We start from the raw sequence: 18,485 nt of genomic DNA on the forward strand, positions 1-18,485 counted from the left end.
CCCCTCGCTTCGCGAGCTCAGCGAGGGGCCCTGCAGCCGGGCCGTTCCAGCCTGTCGCCGCGCTCGGCGCGGGCCCCTGAAGGGTGGCCGTTCCCCCCTCGCTTCGCGAGCTCAGCGAGGGGCCCTGCAGCCGGGCCGTCCAGTCCGACCACGGCCGGGTGCCCTGACGGGGCACCCGGCCGTCGTCGTCCCGGGTCGGTCACCCCGCGCAGCCGGGCGGTCGCGTTCGGCCGAGTCCGGGCCGGGACCTTTGTCCTGACTTGACCGCACACGTCGTCCGGCGCGCCGTACCTGCTTCACTGGAACGGGTGGTGTGCGATGCAATGCCTGTGGCCGGTCGGGTCACGCGCTCACCATGCAACCGACGGGCCCGAGGAGCGGGCGCAGTGGACCGAGGACGACAGGTGGACACACACGCCGCGGGGGCGGGCGGAGAGCCCGACTGGACCTGGCCGCCCTACGCCCCGGAGGAGCCCTCGGCTCCGCGGTACCGCATCGAGGAGTGGGCTCCGGCCTCGTGCGTCCGTCGTCCCTGGCTCCGGCTGGGCCGCTGGACGCTGCTGTACCGCCGGGCCGAGTGACGTCCGCCGGGCAGCCGCCTGGCAGCCCCACGTGCGCCGCTAGAGTGGCCCGTAACGCGCCGGATGGGCGCATCCGCGCCGTCGGCGCGGCGGACCCCGAGGAGTGTCGTGGCGACCCTGCAGGTCGAGTTGGTGGCCGTCGAGCGGATGATCTGGTCCGGCGAGGCCAGCATGGTCATCGCGCGGACGACGGAGGGCGAGCTCGGTGTCCTGCCCGGGCACGCCCCGCTGCTCGGGGAACTGGCACCCGGCGGGGTGGTCACCATCCGCACCGGGTCGGGGGATGACCTGGTCGTGGCCGCCCACGGCGGCTTCCTGTCGGTCACCGACCGCGGCGTGTCCATCCTGGCCGAGACCGCGGAGATCTCCACGGAGATCGACGTCGAGCGCGCCCGGGAGGCACTGCGCCGTGCCGAGTCCGCCGGCGACGATCCCGAGGCACTGGCCGCCGGGCGCCGCGCGCAGTCGCGGCTGCGGGCCGCCGGCGAGACGGTCTGACGAGCCGGTCCCGGTAGGCGCGACGCCCGGGGTGCACCCGTGACCGAGGTGGTCCTCCTCGCCGCCGCCCTCCTTGTGGTCGGGCTGGTCGCCGCCTTCCTGCTGCGCCGCCGCTTCCTGCTCTCCGGGCTGGGAGCGGTCACCATGTGGCTGCGCCCGAGCGGGTCGACCCGCTGGTCGGTCGGGGTCGGTTGGTACGGCGGTGACACCCTGCTCTGGTACCGCGCGCTGTCGCTGTCGGTGCGCCCGCAGGAGCGCCTGTGCCGCTCCGAGCTGCGCGTCGACTCACGCCGCGGCGCCGGACGCGGCGACCTGGCGCTGCCCGACGACGTCGTCGTCCTGTCCTGCCAGACCGCCGCCGGCCCGCGGGAGCTCGCCATGGACCCCAGCTGCGTGACCGGCTTCCTGTCCTGGGTCGAGTCGGCTCCGCCGGTCCGCTAGCCCGCTCGGCTCAGGCTCCCGGCGCCGCCGGGTCAGCGGCGTCGCGGGCCGCTCGCTGGGCGTGGGCACCGCTGTGCGCGCCCGGCTCCCAGAGCACGTCGCCGTCCGGGTTGGCCACGCGGGCGAGGATGAACAGCAGGTCCGAGAGCCGGTTCAGGTAGCGGGCGGTCTCGGTGTTCGTGCGCTCGGCGTCGACGGCCAGCAGGGCCCAGACGCTCCGCTCGGCCCGGCGGACGACGGTGCGCGCCTGGTGCAGCAGTGCGGCGGCGGGCGTGCCCCCGGGCAGCACGAAGCTGTTCAGCTTCGGCAGTCCGGCGTTCCAGGTGTCGCAGGCCGACTCGAGGCGCTCGGTGTAGGCGGCGGTGACCCGCAGCGGCGGGAACTCCGGCTCGGCGACCACGGGGGTGGACAGGTCGGCGCCCACGTCGAACAGGTCGTTCTGCACGCTGCGCAGCAGGTCGGCGACCTCGTCGGACGGCGCCCCGAGGGCGAGCGCCACGCCGATGACGCTGTTGGCCTCGTCGACGTCGGCGTAGGCGACCAGCCTCGGGTCGGTCTTGGCCACCCGGCTCATGTCGCCCAGGTGCGTCCGGCCGGCGTCGCCGGTCTTGGTGTAGATGCGGGTCAGCCGGACGGTCATGGCCGCGACTCTAGGCGGCCCCGTGCGGGGCGCCGCCGCCGACCGGCTCCGCCGGGTCGCCCGCCCGCCGACCGGCCGGGTCCGGCCGCCGCATGGTCCCCCGTCACCGGCCCGGGAGCCGCCGGGACGGCCCCGTAGGGTGGGCCGGTGGAGTGCTTCGAGGTGACCGGCGGGGTGCGGTTGGCCGGCCGCGTGCGGGTCACGGGCGCCAAGAACAGCGCGTTGAAGCTGATGGCGGCCGCGCTGCTGGCGCCGGGCCGCACGGCGGTCGACGAGGTCCCGGACATCCTCGACGTGGCCATCATGAGCGAGGTGCTGCGCCGTCTCGGGTGCGCCGTCGAGTACACCCGCACGCCGGGCTCCGGCGGCGGTGGCCGGGTGGTCATCGACGTCCCCGACGAACCGTCGACGGAGACCGACTACGACCTCGTCCGCCGGATGCGTGCCTCGATCTGCGTGCTCGGCCCGTTGGTGGCCCGCTGCGGCAGCGCCCGCGTCGCGCTGCCCGGCGGCGACGCGATCGGCTCTCGCGGGCTGGACATGCACATCGCCGGCCTGGAGCGCCTCGGCGCCACGATCGACAGCGAGCACGGCTTCCTGGTGGCCACCGCGCCGCGCCTCTCCGGGACCGCGATCTGGCTGGACTTCCCGTCGGTGGGGGCGACGGAGAACCTGGTGATGGCCGCCGTGCTGGCCAAGGGCACCACCGTCGTCGACAACGCCGCCCGCGAGCCGGAGATCGTCGACCTGTGCGCGATGCTGACCGCGATGGGCGCCCGGATCGACGGCGCCGGCACCTCGACGATCACCGTCGAGGGCGTCGACGAGCTGGTGCCGGTCACCTACACCGCGGTCCCCGACCGGATCGTCGCCGGGACCTGGGCGATCGGGGCGGTGATGACCCGCGGCGACGTCGTCGTCGAGCGGGGCGTGCCCGGGCACCTGACGGTCGCGCTGGACAAGCTCGCCGATGCCGGCGCGCAGGTGTCCGTCACGCCGGACGGGTTCCGCGTCGTCATGGACGAGCGACCGCGCTGCGTCGACGTGGTCACCCTGCCCTTCCCGGGCTTCCCGACCGATCTGCAGCCGATGGCGGTGGCCCTCGCCGCGGTTTCCACCGGGACGGCGCTGGTCACGGAGAACGTCTTCGAGGGCCGGTTCATGTTCGTCAACGAGCTGGTGCGCCTGGGCGCGTCGGTGCGCATCGACGGGCACCACGCCGTCGTCCGGGGCCGGGAGCGGTTGTCCAGCGCGCCGGTGGTGGCCACCGACATCCGGGCCGGGGCCGGCCTCGTGCTGGCCGGGCTGGTGTCCGACGGCGTGACCGAGGTGCAGGAGGTGCACCACGTCGACCGCGGCTACCCCGACTTCGTGGAGCAGCTGAAGGGCCTCGGCGCGCAGGTGGAGCGGGTCTCCCGGCCGGGCTGACCGGCTACTGCTCCCGACCGGGGAAGGCGATGGCCAACGCGCGGGCGCGTTCGGCGTCCTCGGGGAAGACCAGCACGTCGGTGCGGTGCGCGGCCGGGAAGCGGACGGTCGACCGGATCCCGGCGTCGGAGAGCACCGCGCGCAGCGCCAGCGCCGACTCCCGGTGCGAGAGCGTGGCGATGCGGGTGAGCAGGCCGTCGTCCGGTGACGGCGGAGGGGTGCGGCGCCGCCGGCGGGGGTGGCGCTCCGGGCTGCCGGGACCGGAGAAGGCCCAGCGGGTGAACAGGAACAGCAGCAGCAGGACGAGGATCGCGACGCCCCATCCCACCAGGAAGTGCAGGTCGCCTGCGTCGAGAAGCACCGTGGACCTCCGTCGGGACCCCTGCGAGTGTGCCACCACCACCCCGCCGCTCGCGCCGCGGCAGCGCGCCCGACCGGCGCCGCGGCCGTCCCCACGCCCCGGCGCCGCGGCCGTCTCCCACGAGCCCCGCCGTCCCCCCGCCGAGCCCGCAGGGCGCCGCGGCCGTGCTCGTGGCACTCCGCCGTGCGTGCCACGGGCCAGCGCGGGACGGCGTCCCGCCCCGGCTCGTCGAGCGGGGGGACCAACCGGCCAGGCGCGTGCTACCGGTCGGTAACTTCCCTACACTCCGGCGGCATGGCGTTCCCGTCGTCCCCGGAGCGTGACCGGCCCTGGGTGATGCGCACGTACGCGGGGCACTCCTCGCCGGCCGAGTCCAACGCGCTCTACCGGCGCAACCTCGCGAAGGGCCAGACCGGCCTGTCGGTCGCCTTCGACCTGCCGACGCAGACCGGCTACGACCCCGACTCCGAGCTGGCGGTCGGCGAGGTGGGCCGGGTCGGGGTGCCGGTCGCCCACGTCGGCGACGTGCGCGCGCTCTTCGACGGCATCCCGCTCGCGGGCACCAACACGTCGATGACGATCAACGCGACGGCCATGTGGCTGCTCGCCCTCTACCAGACCGTCGCCCTCGAGCAGGCCGCCGAGCGGGGTGATGGGCCGGCCGGGGCCGATCCCGCGGACGTGCTGGCGCGGCTGGCCGGCACGACGCAGAACGACATCATCAAGGAGTACCTGTCGCGGGGGACCTACGTGTTCCCGCCCGGACCCTCGATGCGGCTGATCACCGACACCGTCGCCTACACCGTGTCGGCCATGCCCAGGTGGAACCCGATCAACATCTGCAGCTACCACCTGCAGGAGGCCGGGGCGACGCCGGTGCAGGAGATCGCGTACGCGATGAGCACCGCCATCGCGGTGCTCGACTCGGTGCGCGACTCCGGTCAGGTGCCGCGGGAGCGCTTCGGCGAGGTGGTCCAGCGCATCTCCTTCTTCGTCAACGCGGGCGTCCGCTTCGTCGAGGAGATGTGCAAGGTGCGGGCGTTCACGCGGCTCTGGGACGAGCTGACCCGCGAGCGGTACGGCGTCCAGGACCCCGGGCACCGCCGCTTCCGGTACGGCGTGCAGGTCAACTCGCTGGGGCTGACCGAGGCCCAGCCGGAGAACAACGTCCAGCGGATCGTGCTGGAGATGCTCGCGGTGACGCTGTCGAAGGACGCCCGGGCCCGCGCCGTCCAGCTGCCGGCGTGGAACGAGGCGCTGGGCCTGCCCCGGCCGTGGGACCAGCAGTGGTCGCTGCGGATGCAGCAGGTGCTGGCCTACGAGACCGACCTGCTCGAGTACGACGACCTGTTCACCGGCTCGGTCGTCGTCGAGGAGAAGGTCGCCGAGCTCGTCGACGGCGCCCGTGCGGAGATGGCCCGCATCGAGGCGATGGGCGGCGCGGTCGCCGCGGTGGAGAACGGCTACATGAAGGCTCGGCTGGTGGCCTCGCTGGCCGAGCGGCGGCGGCGGATCGAGGCGGGCGAGGACGTCGTCGTCGGCGTCAACCGCTTCGAGGGCAGCGAGCCCAACCCGCTGCTCGCCGACCTCGACGCCGCGATCCAGGTCGTCGACCCCGCCGTGGAGGCGGCCGCCTGCGAGTCGCTGCGGACGTGGCGGGCCGAGCGCGACCCGGAGCCCGTCCGGCGGGCGCTGACGCGGCTTCGCGAGGCCGCCGGCACCGACGAGAACCTGATGGCGGCCACCCTCGAGTGCGCCCGCGCCGGCGTGACGACCGGGGAGTGGGCCGGCGCGCTGCGCGCGGTGTTCGGCGAGTACCGGGCGCCGACCGGCGTGGCCGGGGCGACCGCCGGCGGGGAGGCCGGCGGAAGCCTGGCCGTCGTCCGGGAGCGGGTGCGGGCCACCGGGGAGGAGCTGGGCGGGCGGCTGCGGTTCCTCGTCGGCAAGCCGGGCCTCGACGGGCACTCCAACGGTGCGGAGCAGATCGCCGTCCGCGCCCGGGACGCCGGCTTCGAGGTGGTCTACCAGGGCATCCGGCTCACCCCGGCGCAGATCGTCTCCGCCGCGGTCGAGGAGGACGTGCACGTCGTCGGCCTGTCGGTGCTCTCCGGTTCGCACCTGCAGGTCGTGCCGGCCGTGCTGCGCGGGCTGCGGGAGGCGGGCCTGGACGACGTCCCGGTCGTCGTCGGCGGCATCGTGCCCGACGCCGACGCCCGTCGGCTGCGCGAGCTGGGGGTGGCCCGGGTGTTCACCCCGAAGGACTTCGCGCTCACCGAGATCATGGGTCAGGTCGTCGACGTCGTCCGCGAGGCCCACGGCCTCGACCGGACGCCGACCGGAGTGTGAGAGTGCAGGATTCCTGCACCGTGGTGCTCCGTCAGGGCAGGCGGGGGCCGAAGCGGGTGTCGACGCCGGGCGAGAAGAGCACGCTGTCGGGCGGGCCGCCGCACCGCAGCCCGGCCGCCGCCACGAGGTCCTCGTCCAGGTCCAGCAGCTCCGCGGCGTGCAGCGGCCACGGCGGGTGCTCGTTGGGCCAGTAGACGGTGCGGCCGCGGCCCGCGGGCTGGTGCAGGCCCCAGCGCGAGGTGAGGAAGCCGGCCAGCGGGCCGGGATCGACCAGCCGCTCGCCGACCCGGACGGCGATCCGGCTGCGCGCCCCGCGCGGGCCCGGCCAGCGCCGCCGCGACGAGTAGGAGAAGACGTCGCCGTCCCGGCCCGTCCGCATGCGGGCCCAGACGTAGGGCAGCCCGGCGATCCAGCGGGCGGTGAGCACCGGCGCAAGTCGCTCGGCCTCCAGCGAGGCGAAGACGACGCCGCGGCGACCCTGCTCGTCGACCGAGTACAGGCGCACGTTCGTCTCGGCGAACGAGCCGAGGTACGGCAGCCCGGGCGTGCCGAGCAGGCCGATGCGGCGCATGCGGAAGGGGATCAGCCCCACCCACGTCGCGCCGTCGAAGACGTCGGGCCGCGTCCCGGCGGGCAGCAGCGGTGCGACGACGGCCGGATCGGCCCGCCAGTGCAGGAACGCGACGTCGCGCCAGCCCTGGGTGAAGACGGTGCGGCCGACGGCGCGGGGCGCGGTCGTCGTGACCGCTTCGACGGCCGCCCTCCGGGCGGCGGGCACCGGGTCGGGCACCGGGCCGGACACCGGGTCGGGTGCCGTCGGGTCGGGTGCCGTCGGCTCGCGGGCCGTCGCGTCGGGGGCCATGACGCACCAGCGTCCCAGTCCGGCGCCGCCGTTGCCGGGGACACGGTGGGCGTGGTGGAGTCGCGGCAGAGACGAGCGAGGAGGTCGGGATGGCGGGCGAGGGAGCACCACGGGTCGAGCGGGACGGCGAGGTCGTGCGCATCACCATGTGCCGGCCGGCCCGGCGCAACGCGCTGTCACGCGAGCACCTGCAGCAGCTCCTCGCGGCCGTGACCGCGGCCGGCGGCACGGACGCCACCGGGATCGTGCTCGCCGCCGAGGGCCCGGTGTTCAGCGCGGGGCACGACTTCGCCGACGTCGCCGCGGCCACGCTGCCCGAGGTGCGCAGCCTGTTGGCGCTGTGCACCGAGCTCATGCAGACCCTGCAGGACGTGCCCCAGGTGGTGCTGGCCCGGGTGCACGCGCTGGCCACCGCCGCGGGCTGCCAGTTGGTCGCCTCCTGCGACCTGGCGGTGGCCGCCGAGTCGGCCGGCTTCGCCGCCCCCGGCGGCAAGGGCGGCTGGTTCTGCCACACGCCGATGGTCGCCATCGCCCGCAACGTCGGGCGCAAGCGGGCGATGGAGCTGGCGCTGACCGGCGACGTGATCGACGCTCGGACGGCGCTGGACTGGGGCCTGGTCAACCGGGTGGTGCCCGACGCCGAACTCGACGCCGCGGTCGACGAGCTGATGGCGCGCGCGACGCGCGGCTCGCGGGCGAGCAAGGCCTGGGGCAAGCAGACGCTCTACGCCCAGCTCGACCGGCCCGAGCGCGACGCCTACAGCACCGCCGTCGAGGTGATGGCCGCCGCCAGCCAGCTGCCCGGCGCGCGCGAGGGCATGACCGCCTTCCTGGAGAAGCGCCCACCGGTCTGGCCGGACTGAGGAAGGACCTCTCCGCCCCCCACCGCTCGCGGGCTCGCGGCGGGCCCCTGCAGAGAGGCCCCCTTCCTCCCGCCCTCCACCCGCTCGGCGCGGGGCCCTGGACGGGCCGGTCCATGCCGTGACCGGCTCGGGGCGCCCCCGGGCGGACCCGGACGGGGGTGCCTCAGCCCTCCACGAGGTCGGCGCAGCCGGACTCGTGCGGCAGCAGCGGCCGCAGCAGCAACGACCAGCGCCGGCCCTCGTCGTCCACCCACGGCGTGACCGCGTTGGCCGACGCGGCCGCCTCCAGCACGGCCTGCGCCGCCTCGGCCCGGGCCGCCACGCAGGACAGCCCGAGCCGCTCGTCGAGCGCCTCGCCCGGCAGCGGCGGGCCCGGCCAGACCACCTCGGGCTGGGTCAGGCCGTCGCCGGGGTCGGTCCACCCGGTGGCGACGGCCGCGACGGCCTCGGGCACGTAGCGCTCGGAGTCCGCCCCGGCCGGCGCGATGAGCTCGTCGAGCAGCGCGGACAGCTCGGCGCGCGCCTGCTGCTGCTCGGCCGTCAGCCCGTCGGCCGGAGTCCCGGGCAGGCCGGTCACCCCGAGCGCGTAGACCTCGAGGGTCTCGGTGCCGCCGCCGGTGACCACGGTGAACCGGGTCGACGGCGCGTCGGCGACCGGCGGCGAGCCGAGGTCGGCCGCCGACCCGACGCCCGCCGCGAGCGCGCGGTCGACCAGCTCCCCCACCCGGGCCGGCTCGACGCGCTGCACCTGCAGGTTGGGCAGCGCCGGGCCGGGGTAGATCGCCGGCACCGGACCCTCGGTGATCACGCGCCCGTCGGCGTAGACGGTGGCCAGCGGGAGCCGGCCGGCCAGCATCTGCGGCGTGACGAACCCGCCGGTGTGGGCGACCTGGATCACCGGGGCGGCGGCGTCCGGTCCCGGGGCGTCGCCGGACGGCGACGCGGCGGGGTCGGCCGGCGCTCCGGCGTCGCCGCCCGCGCCCGCGGCGCAGGCCGGCAGCAGGACGGCGAGGGCCAGCAGGGCGGCGAGGCGGACCGCGGAGGTCGTCATGCCCGGCTGGACGAACCCCGGGCCCCGCCGGTTCCGCCGCACGGGGCGCCGAGACCGGTTCGAGACCCTGCCGGGGGACGGCGTCCCCGCCCGGTACCGTCGGCGCCCGTGCGCCTGGTCATCGCCCGCTGCTCGGTCGACTACATCGGCCGGCTCACCGCCCACCTGCCGATGGCGACCCGGCTGCTGCTGGTGAAGGCCGACGGTTCGGTCTCGGTGCACGCCGACGACCGGGCGTACAAGCCGCTGAACTGGATGAGCCCGCCGTGCTCGCTGCGCGACGAGCTGGCCGACGGCAGCGGCACCTGGACGGTGACCAACAAGGCCGGCGAGCAGCTGGTGATCACCATCGCGGCGGTGGAGCACGACTCCTCGCACGAGCTCGGGGTGGACCCGGGCCTGCAGAAGGACGGCGTGGAGGCCGAGCTGCAGCGGCTCCTGGCGCTGCACGTGGAGACCCTCGGCGCCGGCTGGTCGCTGGTCCGCCGCGAGTACCCGACCGCGATCGGCCCGGTCGACCTGCTCTGCCGCGACGCGTCGGGCACGACGGTGGCGGTGGAGGTCAAGCGGCGGGGGGAGATCGACGGGGTCGAGCAGCTCACCCGCTACCTCGAGCTGCTCAACCGCGACCCGCTGCTCGCCCCGGTGAAGGGCCTCTTCGCCGCGCAGGAGATCAGGCCGCAGGCCCGGGTGCTCGCGCGCGATCGCGGCATCGACTGCTGCACCGTCGACTACGCCGTCCTCAAGGGCACCGACGACCCGAGCCAGCGGCTGTTCTAGCCCGGGGCCCGGCCCTCCACGGGGCCGGGTCACCGGTGAGCGGCCCGGGTGGGAGACTGCCCGGACGGACGGCGGGAGGAGTCGGCAGCGTGGCCAGGGAACTGTCCGAGGTCGGCGTCGTGGGGCTGGGCACCATGGGCGCGGGCATCGCCGAGGTGTTCGCCCGGGCGGGGCTGTCGGTCACCGCCGTCGAGGTCGACGACACGGCGCTGGCCCGCGGGCGCGGGCACGTGGAGCACTCCACCGGTCGCGCGGTCAAGCGCGGCAAGCTCGACCCCACCGAGCGCGACGCCATCTTCGAGCGCATCCGCTTCACCACGTCGATGGAGGACCTCTCGCAGGCCGAGCTCGTCGTCGAGGCCGTGCCCGAGCGGATGGAGCTCAAGACCGAGGTGTTCGCCGCGCTGGACAAGATCTGCCCACCGGACACCATCCTGGCGACGAACACCTCGAGCCTGTCGGTCACCGAGCTGTCGGTGGCCACCGGCCGGCCGAACAAGGTCGTCGGGATGCACTTCTTCAACCCGGCGCCGGTGATGAAGCTGGTCGAGGTCATCCGCACGGTGGTGACCGAGCCGTCGGTCGTCGACGACGTCGAGGCGCTGGCCGACCGCCTCGGCAAGGTCGACGTGACCGTCGGCGACCGGGCCGGTTTCATCGCCAACGCGCTGCTGTTCGGCTACCTCAACCACGCGGTGTCGATGTACGAGAACCGCTATGCCAGCCGGGAAGACCTCGACGCCGCGATGCGGCTGGGCTGCGGGCTGCCGATGGGGCCGCTGGCGCTCATGGACCTCATCGGGATCGACACCGCCTACGAGATCCTCGACACGATGTACCGGCAGTCGCGCAACCGGCTGCACGCGCCCGCGCCGATCATCAAGCAGATGATGACGGCCGGCCTGCTCGGCCGGAAGGTCGGACGCGGCTTCTACACCTACGCCGAGCCCGACTCCGCGGAGGTGGTGCCGGACGCGCACACCCCGGCGCCGGGCAGCGCCGCGGCCGGCGCCCGCCCGGTGCAGCGGGTCGGCGTGGTCGGCTCCGGGACGATGGCCACCGGCATCGTCGAGGTCCTGGCGCTGGCCGGCTACGACGTCCGCTTCGTCGCCCGCGCCCCGGAGAAGGTCGACGCGGTGACCGCGGCGCTGACCCGCAACCTGGACAAGCAGGTGCTGCGCGGGAAGGTCGCCGAGGGCGACCGGGACGCCGCGCTCGCGCGGGTCGCCGGGACGACCTCGCTGGACGAGCTGGCCGACCGCGACCTGGTCGTCGAGGCGGTCGTCGAGTCGCTGCCGGTCAAGGAGGCACTGTTCGCCGCGCTCGGCGAGATCACCCGGCCGGGCACGGTGCTGGCCACCACGACGTCGAGCCTGCCGGTCATCCGGTGCGCGCAGGCCAGCGGCCGCCCCGGCTCGGTGGTCGGCATGCACTTCTTCAACCCCACCCAGGTGATGCGGCTCGTGGAGGTCGTCTCCACGATCGCGACCGACGCCGAGGCCGCGGCCACCGCGCACGCGGTGTGCGAGCGGCTCGGCAAGCACGCCGTGGCGTGCACCGACCGGGCCGGCTTCATCGTGAACGCGCTGCTGTTCCCCTACCTCAACGACGCGGTGAGGATGCTGGAGGCGAACTACGCCACGGCCGACGACATCGACGCGGCGATGAAGGTCGGCTGCGGCTACCCGATGGGGCCCTTCGAGCTGCTGGACGTGGTCGGCCTCGACGTCGCGCTGGCCATCGAGCGGGAGCTCTACGTCGAGTTCCGCGAACCCGGGTTCGCGCCCGCCCCCCTGCTCGAGCACCTGGTCACCGCCGGGTACCTCGGCCGCAAGACCGGTCGCGGCTTCCGCGTCCACACCGCCCGCTGAGCCGGTGCCCCGGCGCCGACCCACCCCGGCCCGGCGCCGGGGGAGCGGTCCGCCGGACCGTCGTCCCGACCCCGTGGAGGAGGCCGCCGACGGTGACTGGGCGGTGCGCCCGGTCAGCGGCGCCGCGACGGGGAAGACCTACCGCTGCCCCGGCTGCGACCAGGAGATCCGCCCCGGGACGCCGCACCTGGTGAGCTGGCCGGCGTACCCGCGGGACTCCGACCTCGACCCCTGGGACACCGACGCCGCCGCCGGCGACCGGCGGCACTGGCACACCGCCTGCTGGCGGGCGCGCGGCCGGCGGCGGTGACGGAGGACCACCCTTCCCCCCACGCCTCGCGCGCCCGGCGCGGATCCCTGGAGCGTGGCCGTGCCAGCGTGTCCCCATGCTCGCGGCCGGCCCGTCGAGGCCGTTCCGTCACGTCAGCCGGGCGAACACGATGACGTTGTCCTCGTACCTGCGCCGGTCGTCGTCGAACGCGCCGCCGCAGGTGATCAACCGCAGCTCGGCCCCCGCCGTCGGGCCGTACACCTCGTCGGTCGGGAAGGCGTCCTTCCCGACGCGGGTCACCCGGGTGACGGTGAACCGGGCGCTCGCGCCGTCGTCGAGGTCGACGACCACTTCGTCGCCCGCGCCGAGCCGGGGGAGGCGGTGGAAGACCGCCGGCCCCTCGTAGGAGTCGACGTGCCCGACCACCACCGCGGGGCCCGGCCGCCCGGGGACGGCGCCGCCGGTGAACCAGCCGGCGGTGCCGAAGTCCTGCGGCACCTCGAGCGCCCCGGCCCCGTCGACGCCGAGCGGGACGAGCCCGCTGTCCACGCCGGCGGCCGGCACCCGGATGCGCACCGGGAGGACCGCGCCGGCCGGCTCCGCCGGATCCTCGGCGCCGGTCGCCGGTTCGGGCGCGGGCAGCGGCTCGGCGAGGACGACCGGGCGGGTGCTGCCGCTCCCGGGCGTCGCCGCCGGGGCGCGGTCCGCGTCCGGGACGGCGAGCGCCACCGTGCCCACGAGCGCGACGAGCGCCAGCACCGCGGGCCGGGCGCCACGCGGCCCCCGCCGTCCGCGGTGCCGGCCGGTCCGCCGCCGTGACCAGGGCCAGGGTCGCGGGCCGCGGTGCTGGCCGCCCGGCGTGTCGAAGTGGCTCACGAGGAGCGGGACGCGTGCCGTCCGGCGCCGTGGCGCCCCGCCGGCGGCCGGTGCCGGGACGCGGTGGCCGCCGTCAGCACGACCAGCGACAGCACCGCCGCGACGGCCCAGCCCCGCGACGGCGATCCGGCCGTCCCCCCGGCCCCCGCGTCGACCCCGCCCACGGGCATCGGACCGTCCGCACCGCCCCCGGTACCGCCCTCGCGGGTGCCCAGAGGTCCGCCGGCGACCAGGCCCTCGCTGGCCGCGTCGAGGACCGGCTGCACGGTGAGCCCGCCCTGCGGCCCGTCGAGCACCAGCAGGCTGTAGACGGCTCCGGGTGCGATCTCGACCGGCAGCTCGGTCGGCGGCGCGCCGTCGGCCGCCACCTGCAGGGTGGTCGGGCCGGCCGGCACGTCGACGTAGTCCCCGGTGCTGGCGAAGGCGAGGTCGGCGGCCAGCTGCGGGCCGTCGGGCAGCCCGACGTCGAGGTTCTCGGCGCTCGCCGCGGCGCTGACGACCCGGACGCGGGCCTGACCGGCGGGTGGCGCCTGCAGCGAGTCCTCGATGATCTCCAGGCCCAGGTCGGAGAAGTACCCGACGCCGGCCACCGTGCGGGCGCTGCCGGGCTCGACCTGCACCGTCGTCGACAGCACGGGTGGCGTCGACGGGTCGGCACCCGCGGCCCGCATGCTGACCGCGTACGCGCCGGGCGCCACGTCCCGGTACTCCGAGACCGTGCCGTAGCCGACCCCGGGGAGCGTGACACCGACCGCCGGATCGGCGACCGAGTCGACGTAGACGTCGACCGCCGGCGTGTCGGGGGAGAGGTGGGCCAGCCGCAGCAGGGCGCCCCCGTCGGTCTGCGCCGCCTGCGCAGCCATCCCACCGAGCAGCGGCACGGCGGTCAGCAGGCCCACCGCCGATGCCCGCACGACTGCTCTCATCGCTGACCTCCGGTGGCTCGGGGGGCGGGCATCCGGGCCGCCCTACCCCCGAGCCGGGACTCACACGTGGGTCGTCCGGCGCGTCCATCCCGGCGTGTCGCGCTCACGGCGTGGCCGACGAGACGGCCGCGTCGGGGTCGGTAGCGTAGCGGTAACCCACCAGCACGCCCTCCGGTGTGACCTCCACGCTGTCCGGCGCGAACGGCGGCACCTGGGCGTCCAGCCAGGCCACCAGGCGGCGGGTGGCCGCGGCGCCGGGCGTGAGCGGCTCGTCGCCCAGCCGGTCCAGCAGCACCCGCCGCGCCAGCACGCCGTCGGCGTGCCCGCCGTCCTCGGGCGGGAAGGCGGCCACGCCCACGCCGTACTGCGCCGCGAGGGCGGCGACCACCGACAGCGCGCGCGGGTCGACCTCGCCCGAGCGCAGCAGCTCGGCCGCCCGGCCGCGGGCCCCGGTGGTCGGGTTGGCGAGCACGGCCGCGGCCAGCTGCCTCCGGCGCTCGAGCTCGGCCGGGGTCGGCGTCCCCGGTTCGCGGTCGACGACGCGGACGGCGCCGCCGGGGACGGGGAAGCCGGCCAGCGTGCGCGCCCCGGCCGGCGGGGGCGCCGCGGTCACGCCGAGCGCCGGAGGGGAGGTGTCGTCCGGGGGCGTGCGGCGCAGCCGGTCCTCGTCCCCCCCGGCGTGCACCAGTTCCGCCCACAGCCGCGGTGGCGCTCCGACGGCCGTCTCCTCCGGGAGCTGGCGGGCGGTCCAGTCGAGCAGCGCCCGGTAGCCGCGTTCGGGCTGCGCGCCGTCCCCGGCCCGGACGGCGAGCGCGCCGGCGGCGACCAGCGCGGCGGCGACGGCGGTCGCGGCGCCGACGCGAGCCGCGTGCGGCACGCCCCGGCGCGACGCACGGTCCGCCAGTGCGGCGAGCAGCACCGCCGCCAGGGGCAGGCACACGACGAGCGTCGGCACGCGCCCGGAGACGACCGCCACCGCGGCCGAGGCGGCGAGCGCGGTGCCGGGGACCCGCAGCCGGCCGCCGGCCAGGACCGCGAGCACGCCGACGGCGGCCAGCACGAGGGCCGCGGCGCGAGGGCCGGGACCGGACCCGGCAGCCGGCGCCCAGCGGTCGAGGAGCAGCGCGACGACGAGGAAGCCGGCCGCGGCGGCAGCGACCGGCGCCCGGCCCGGGACCCGCCGGGGCGTCGACCCGCGTCGAGCGAGCAACACGGTCGCGGTCGCCAGCAGGAGCAGCAGGGTGTCCGGGGCGACCAGCACGGCCACCGCCGCGCCGACGACGGCTCCGACCACCGCGGCGGGCGTGGGTCGGCCGGCGGCCACGAGCCAGGCGCCGGCCAGCAGCCAGGGCAGGGCGAACGTCGCGGGGCCGTCGGTCGCCGCGCCCGGGACGAGCAGGAGCGGCACCCCGAGCAGGGTCGCGGCCAGGGCGGCCGCGGGATGCGGGAGGCCGCGGCGGCGGGCCACGAGGGCGGTGAGCACCGCCGCGGCGAGCACCGCGACCAGCGCCGCCTCGCGGCCCGCGAGGGCCAGCACGGCGTAGCGGTCGAAGGCGCCGGTCAGCGTCGCGTGCAGGGCGACGTGCAGCGCGGCCAGCCCGTCCGGGGAGAGCGCGGCCGACGACGGGTCGGCCTGCGTGCCGATCCGGACGTACGCGTCGGCGGCGGCGGCCCCCTCGGCGGCGCGCACGGGGGCGCGCAGCCCGCGCACGCCGAGCAGCACCAGCAGGGCGACCGCGGCGACCCCCCACAGCGCCTCCGGCCGGACGACGGGCGCCGGGCGCCGGGCGCGCCGGCGGTGCGGGCCCGACCGCCGCGCGCGGGTTCCGTGCGGGCCGCGAGCGCGCTGGTCGGTCACGGGCCCTCCCCGGCTCGGACGTGGAGGAGCGCCGGGGCGCGGCCGGCGCCGGGATGCCGGAGGCGGGGCGCGGTCACGGGGTGCCGGCGACCCCGCCGTCCGGATCCGTCAGCGGCGGGACTCCGCCGGCTGGTCGATCGCCTGCGTCGAGGGACCGGAGACCGGCGCGGGGGCCGGGGCGCCGGGGGAGGTCGTGCCCGACGGTGCACCCGCGGGCACACCGCCCGGTCGAGGCGGCATCGGCAGCCGCGCGCCGCCGGTCGCCGGGTCGCCGGTGCGCGCCCCGGCCGGCACCGCGAACTGGGTGGTCACCGGGTCGTGCCGGGCGGGCTGGCGCGCCGCGCCGCCGTCGGGCTCGCCCGGACGCAGCTCGCCCGGACGCGTCTGCTGGTCGACCGGCGGGCGGCGGTCGCCCCCGGCGTCGGCGGCCGGGCCGGGGCGGTCGGAGAGGTCGGGCAGCGAGGCCAGCAGCTGCCGGGCCTGCAGCAGCCGGCCGGTCAGCTCGTCGCGGACGTCGCGGATGGCCTCGGCCCGCGCCTCGGCCTCGGCGACGAGCTGCGCGGCGTGCCGCTCGGCGGAGGCGATGCGCTGGCGGGCGGCCTCGGTGGAGACGCGCTCGCGTTCCTCCTCGGTCCGGGCGGCCTCGGCGCGGCGGGCGCGCTGGGCGATGTCGAAGTCCTCCTCGACCTTCGCCCGCCGGGCCTGGGACTCGGCGTCGAGCCGGGCGACGCGCTCCTGCGCCTTGGCGACCAGCTCGTCGGCGCGGATCTGCGCCTTCTGCGCGATCTGCTCGGCGTTCTGCCGGGCCTCGGCGATCATCCGCTCCACCTCGGCCTGCCCGGCGGCGTGCCGCTCGTGCATGGCCCGCTCCTCGGCGGCGGTCTGCTCGCGGACCGCCTGGGCGTCCAGCTCGGCCGCCCGCCGGATCTCGGCGGCCTCCTCCTCGGCCAGCTGCAGCATGTGCTGGATGCGCTCGCTGATGTTCTCGAACGTGGGTGCCGCCGCCGTGGCCGCCTTGCGGCGCAGCGACTCGATCTCCCCGTGCATCGCCGACAGCTGGCTGGCCAGGTCGGCCGACCGGCCGACGGCGGCGTCGCGGTCGGCCAGCGCGATGCGGTAGTCGGCCTCGAGGCGGTCGATGGTCTCTGCGACCTGGTGGCGGTCGTAGCCCCGCAGGACCACGTCGAACGAGTGCTGCGCCTCGTGCACCGGCAGGTCGTGGCGGGGGTCGTTCATGCGCTCATCCTCGCAGAGTCAGCGACAGCGCTCCGCGTGTCGTCCGGAGCTCCCGGCGTCAGGGTGCCAGGCCGACGCCGTGAACCGGCGCCGCCCCGCCGCGCCGCGTGGCGGCCCTCCTCCAGGGTCCCGCCCCGGCCCCGTCCAGAGGCTCGCCGTGAGCCTGCGAACGGTGAGGAGGACGGGGCCTTTCTCCGGTGGGGGGCAGGAGGATCTTTCAGACGCCGCGGAACCGGTTGATGGCGGTGAGGTGCCGCTCCCGCTTCTCCGGGTCGCGCACGCCCAGGCCCTCCTCGGGGGCGAGGGTGAGCACCCCGACCTTGCCCTGGTGGGTGTTGCGGTGGACGTCGCAGGCGGCCTGGCCGACCTGCTCCATCGGGTAGACCTTCGACAGGGTGGGGTGGATCAAGCCGCGGTCGATGAGGCGGTTGGCCTCCCACGCCTCCCGGTAGTTGGCGAAGTGGCTGCCGATGATCCGCTTGAGGTTCATCCACAGGTAGCGGTTGTCGTAGGCGTGCAGGTAGCCGCTGGTGGAGGCGCAGGTGACGACGGTGCCGCCCTTGCGGGCCACGTAGACGCTCGCGCCGAACGTCTCCCGGCCGGGGTGCTCGAAGACGATGTCGGGGTCGTCGCCGCCGGTCAGCTCGCGGATCCGCTTGCCGAAGCGCTGCCATTCCCGCGGGTCGGGGGTGGCCTCGTCCTTCCAGAACCGGTAGCCCTCCGCGGAGCGGTCGATGACCAGCTCGGCGCCCATCGACCGGACGATGGCGGCCTTGCCCGGGCTGGAGACCACGCACACCGGGATGGCGCCGCCGTTGAGCGCCATCTGGGTGGCGTAGGAACCCAGCCCGCCGGAGGCACCCCAGATCAGCACGACGTCGCCCTGCTTGAGGTTCGCGCCGTGGTGGCTGACCAGTTGCCGGTAGGCCGTCGAGTTGACCAGTCCGGGCGCGGCGGCCTCCTCCCAGCTCAGGTGCGCCGGCTTGGGCATCAGCTGGTTGCTCTTGACCAGCGCCAGCTCGGCCAGCCCGCCGAAGTTGGTCTCGAAGCCCCAGATCCGCTGCTGCGGGTCGAGCATCGTGTCGTCGTGGCCCATCGGGTCCTCCAGCTCGACCGACAGGCAGTGCGCGACGACCTCGTCACCCGGCTTCCACCGGTTGACCCCGGGGCCGACCCGCAGCACGACGCCGGCCAGGTCGGAGCCGACCACGTGGTAGGGCAGGTCGTGGCGCCGGGTCAGCTCGTTCTGCCGTCCGTAGCGGGCCAGGAAGCCGAAGGTCGACACCGGTTCGAAGATCGACGTCCAGACGGTGTTGTAGTTGACCGAGGAGGCCATGACCGCGACGTAGGCCTCGCCCGGTCCCAGCTCGGGGGTGCGCACCTCCTCCACGTGCAGCGACCGGCGAGGGTCCTTCTCCCGGGTGGGCAGCCCCTCGAACATGTCCTGCTCGTCGCGGCGGACGAGCACGCCGCGGTAGGACGCCGGCACCGGCAGTCCGCCCAGGTCGCCGAGGGCATCGGCGAGGATGGCGTCCCTGATCTCGTGCACGCTGGCCTCCCGGGCTCGGCGGTGCGAAGCGGGTGCGCGGATGTTAC

18 protein-coding genes are annotated in these 18,485 nt (G+C 76.2%); 9 read left to right on the forward strand and 9 right to left on the reverse strand.

All coding sequences use genetic code 11. The features are described from left to right. Window positions 1-404 precede the first annotated feature (404 nt). From OF117_RS05300 to OF117_RS05310, 3 genes are all read left to right on the forward strand, one after another. Window positions 405-581 carry a hypothetical protein gene (locus tag OF117_RS05300; RefSeq protein WP_263551759.1) on the forward strand — a complete coding sequence of 59 codons (177 nt, stop codon included), beginning with the start codon at window positions 405-407 and terminating at the stop codon, window positions 579-581. A 108-nt stretch (window positions 582-689) separates the two neighbouring features. Further along, on the forward strand, window positions 690-1,079 hold the full coding sequence (locus OF117_RS05305) for a F0F1 ATP synthase subunit epsilon (protein ID WP_263551760.1): 390 nt from the start codon (window positions 690-692) through the stop codon (window positions 1,077-1,079). 39 nt (window positions 1,080-1,118) lie between these two features. Next, window positions 1,119-1,520 carry a DUF2550 domain-containing protein gene (locus OF117_RS05310; protein WP_263551761.1) on the forward strand — a complete coding sequence of 134 codons (402 nt, stop codon included), beginning with the start codon at window positions 1,119-1,121 and terminating at the stop codon, window positions 1,518-1,520. 10 nt (window positions 1,521-1,530) lie between these two features. Here the strand turns inward: OF117_RS05310 and OF117_RS05315 are convergent, their stop codons facing one another. Continuing rightward, a complete protein-coding gene (locus OF117_RS05315) occupies window positions 1,531-2,160 on the reverse strand; it encodes a cob(I)yrinic acid a,c-diamide adenosyltransferase (protein ID WP_263551762.1) in 630 nt (209 codons plus the stop codon). Window positions 2,161-2,307: 147 nt separating this feature from the next. Here OF117_RS05315 and murA point away from each other — a divergent pair, with 147 nt between their 5' ends. Beyond that, the gene (gene murA, locus OF117_RS05320) at window positions 2,308-3,588 is read left to right on the forward strand and encodes a UDP-N-acetylglucosamine 1-carboxyvinyltransferase (protein ID WP_263551763.1); all 1,281 of its coding nucleotides are present in this window, start codon (window positions 2,308-2,310) and stop codon (window positions 3,586-3,588) included. Window positions 3,589-3,592: 4 nt separating this feature from the next. Here murA and OF117_RS05325 read toward each other — a convergent pair whose 3' ends face one another. Next, window positions 3,593-3,949 (reverse strand): hypothetical protein, encoded by a 357-nt coding sequence (locus OF117_RS05325; RefSeq protein WP_263551764.1) that lies wholly within the window; start codon window positions 3,947-3,949, stop codon window positions 3,593-3,595. 294 nt (window positions 3,950-4,243) lie between these two features. Between OF117_RS05325 and OF117_RS05330 the strand changes: the two genes are divergently transcribed. After that, window positions 4,244-6,295 carry a methylmalonyl-CoA mutase family protein gene (locus OF117_RS05330; protein ID WP_263551765.1) on the forward strand — a complete coding sequence of 684 codons (2,052 nt, stop codon included), beginning with the start codon at window positions 4,244-4,246 and terminating at the stop codon, window positions 6,293-6,295. Between the two features lie 31 nt (window positions 6,296-6,326). Here the strand turns inward: OF117_RS05330 and OF117_RS05335 are convergent, their stop codons facing one another. After that, window positions 6,327-7,157, reverse strand: a complete 831-nt coding sequence (locus OF117_RS05335) for a YqjF family protein (protein WP_263551766.1) — start codon at window positions 7,155-7,157, stop codon at window positions 6,327-6,329. An 89-nt stretch (window positions 7,158-7,246) separates the two neighbouring features. Between OF117_RS05335 and OF117_RS05340 the strand changes: the two genes are divergently transcribed. Then, entirely contained in the window at window positions 7,247-8,020 is a 774-nt protein-coding gene (locus tag OF117_RS05340; protein WP_263551767.1) for an enoyl-CoA hydratase-related protein, read from the forward strand. 163 nt (window positions 8,021-8,183) lie between these two features. Here OF117_RS05340 and OF117_RS05345 read toward each other — a convergent pair whose 3' ends face one another. Then, window positions 8,184-9,071, reverse strand: a complete 888-nt coding sequence (locus OF117_RS05345; protein WP_263551768.1) for a hypothetical protein — start codon at window positions 9,069-9,071, stop codon at window positions 8,184-8,186. 108 nt (window positions 9,072-9,179) lie between these two features. On the opposite strand from OF117_RS05345, the gene nucS reads away from it, so the two are divergent. From nucS to OF117_RS05360, 3 genes are all read left to right on the forward strand, one after another. Further along, entirely contained in the window at window positions 9,180-9,851 is a 672-nt protein-coding gene (nucS, locus tag OF117_RS05350; RefSeq protein WP_263551769.1) for an endonuclease NucS, read from the forward strand. Window positions 9,852-9,940: 89 nt separating this feature from the next. Continuing rightward, the gene (locus tag OF117_RS05355) at window positions 9,941-11,722 is read left to right on the forward strand and encodes a 3-hydroxyacyl-CoA dehydrogenase family protein (RefSeq protein WP_263551770.1); all 1,782 of its coding nucleotides are present in this window, start codon (window positions 9,941-9,943) and stop codon (window positions 11,720-11,722) included. Window positions 11,723-11,795: 73 nt separating this feature from the next. Beyond that, window positions 11,796-12,032 (forward strand): hypothetical protein, encoded by a 237-nt coding sequence (locus OF117_RS05360; protein WP_263551771.1) that lies wholly within the window; start codon window positions 11,796-11,798, stop codon window positions 12,030-12,032. 108 nt (window positions 12,033-12,140) lie between these two features. On the opposite strand, the gene OF117_RS05365 is transcribed toward OF117_RS05360, so the two are convergent. The 5 genes from OF117_RS05365 to ccrA all read right to left on the reverse strand — a co-directional run bounded on the left by OF117_RS05365 (window position 12,141) and on the right by ccrA (window position 18,438). Next, window positions 12,141-12,752 carry a class F sortase gene (locus OF117_RS05365; RefSeq protein ID WP_263551772.1) on the reverse strand — a complete coding sequence of 204 codons (612 nt, stop codon included), beginning with the start codon at window positions 12,750-12,752 and terminating at the stop codon, window positions 12,141-12,143. A 113-nt stretch (window positions 12,753-12,865) separates the two neighbouring features. Further along, window positions 12,866-13,795, reverse strand: coding sequence for a DUF4397 domain-containing protein (locus OF117_RS05370; RefSeq protein ID WP_263551773.1), 930 nt, complete (start codon window positions 13,793-13,795; stop codon window positions 12,866-12,868). Between the two features lie 103 nt (window positions 13,796-13,898). Beyond that, window positions 13,899-15,653 carry a hypothetical protein gene (locus tag OF117_RS05375; RefSeq protein WP_263551774.1) on the reverse strand — a complete coding sequence of 585 codons (1,755 nt, stop codon included), beginning with the start codon at window positions 15,651-15,653 and terminating at the stop codon, window positions 13,899-13,901. Between the two features lie 108 nt (window positions 15,654-15,761). After that, entirely contained in the window at window positions 15,762-16,889 is a 1,128-nt protein-coding gene (locus OF117_RS05380; protein WP_263551775.1) for a DivIVA domain-containing protein, read from the reverse strand. Window positions 16,890-17,106: 217 nt separating this feature from the next. Further along, on the reverse strand, window positions 17,107-18,438 hold the full coding sequence (gene ccrA, locus OF117_RS05385; protein ID WP_263551776.1) for a crotonyl-CoA carboxylase/reductase: 1,332 nt from the start codon (window positions 18,436-18,438) through the stop codon (window positions 17,107-17,109). Window positions 18,439-18,485 lie beyond the last annotated feature (47 nt).

Source organism: Geodermatophilus sp. YIM 151500, assembly GCF_025716945.1.
Lineage (GTDB): Bacteria > Actinomycetota > Actinomycetes > Mycobacteriales > Geodermatophilaceae > YIM-151500.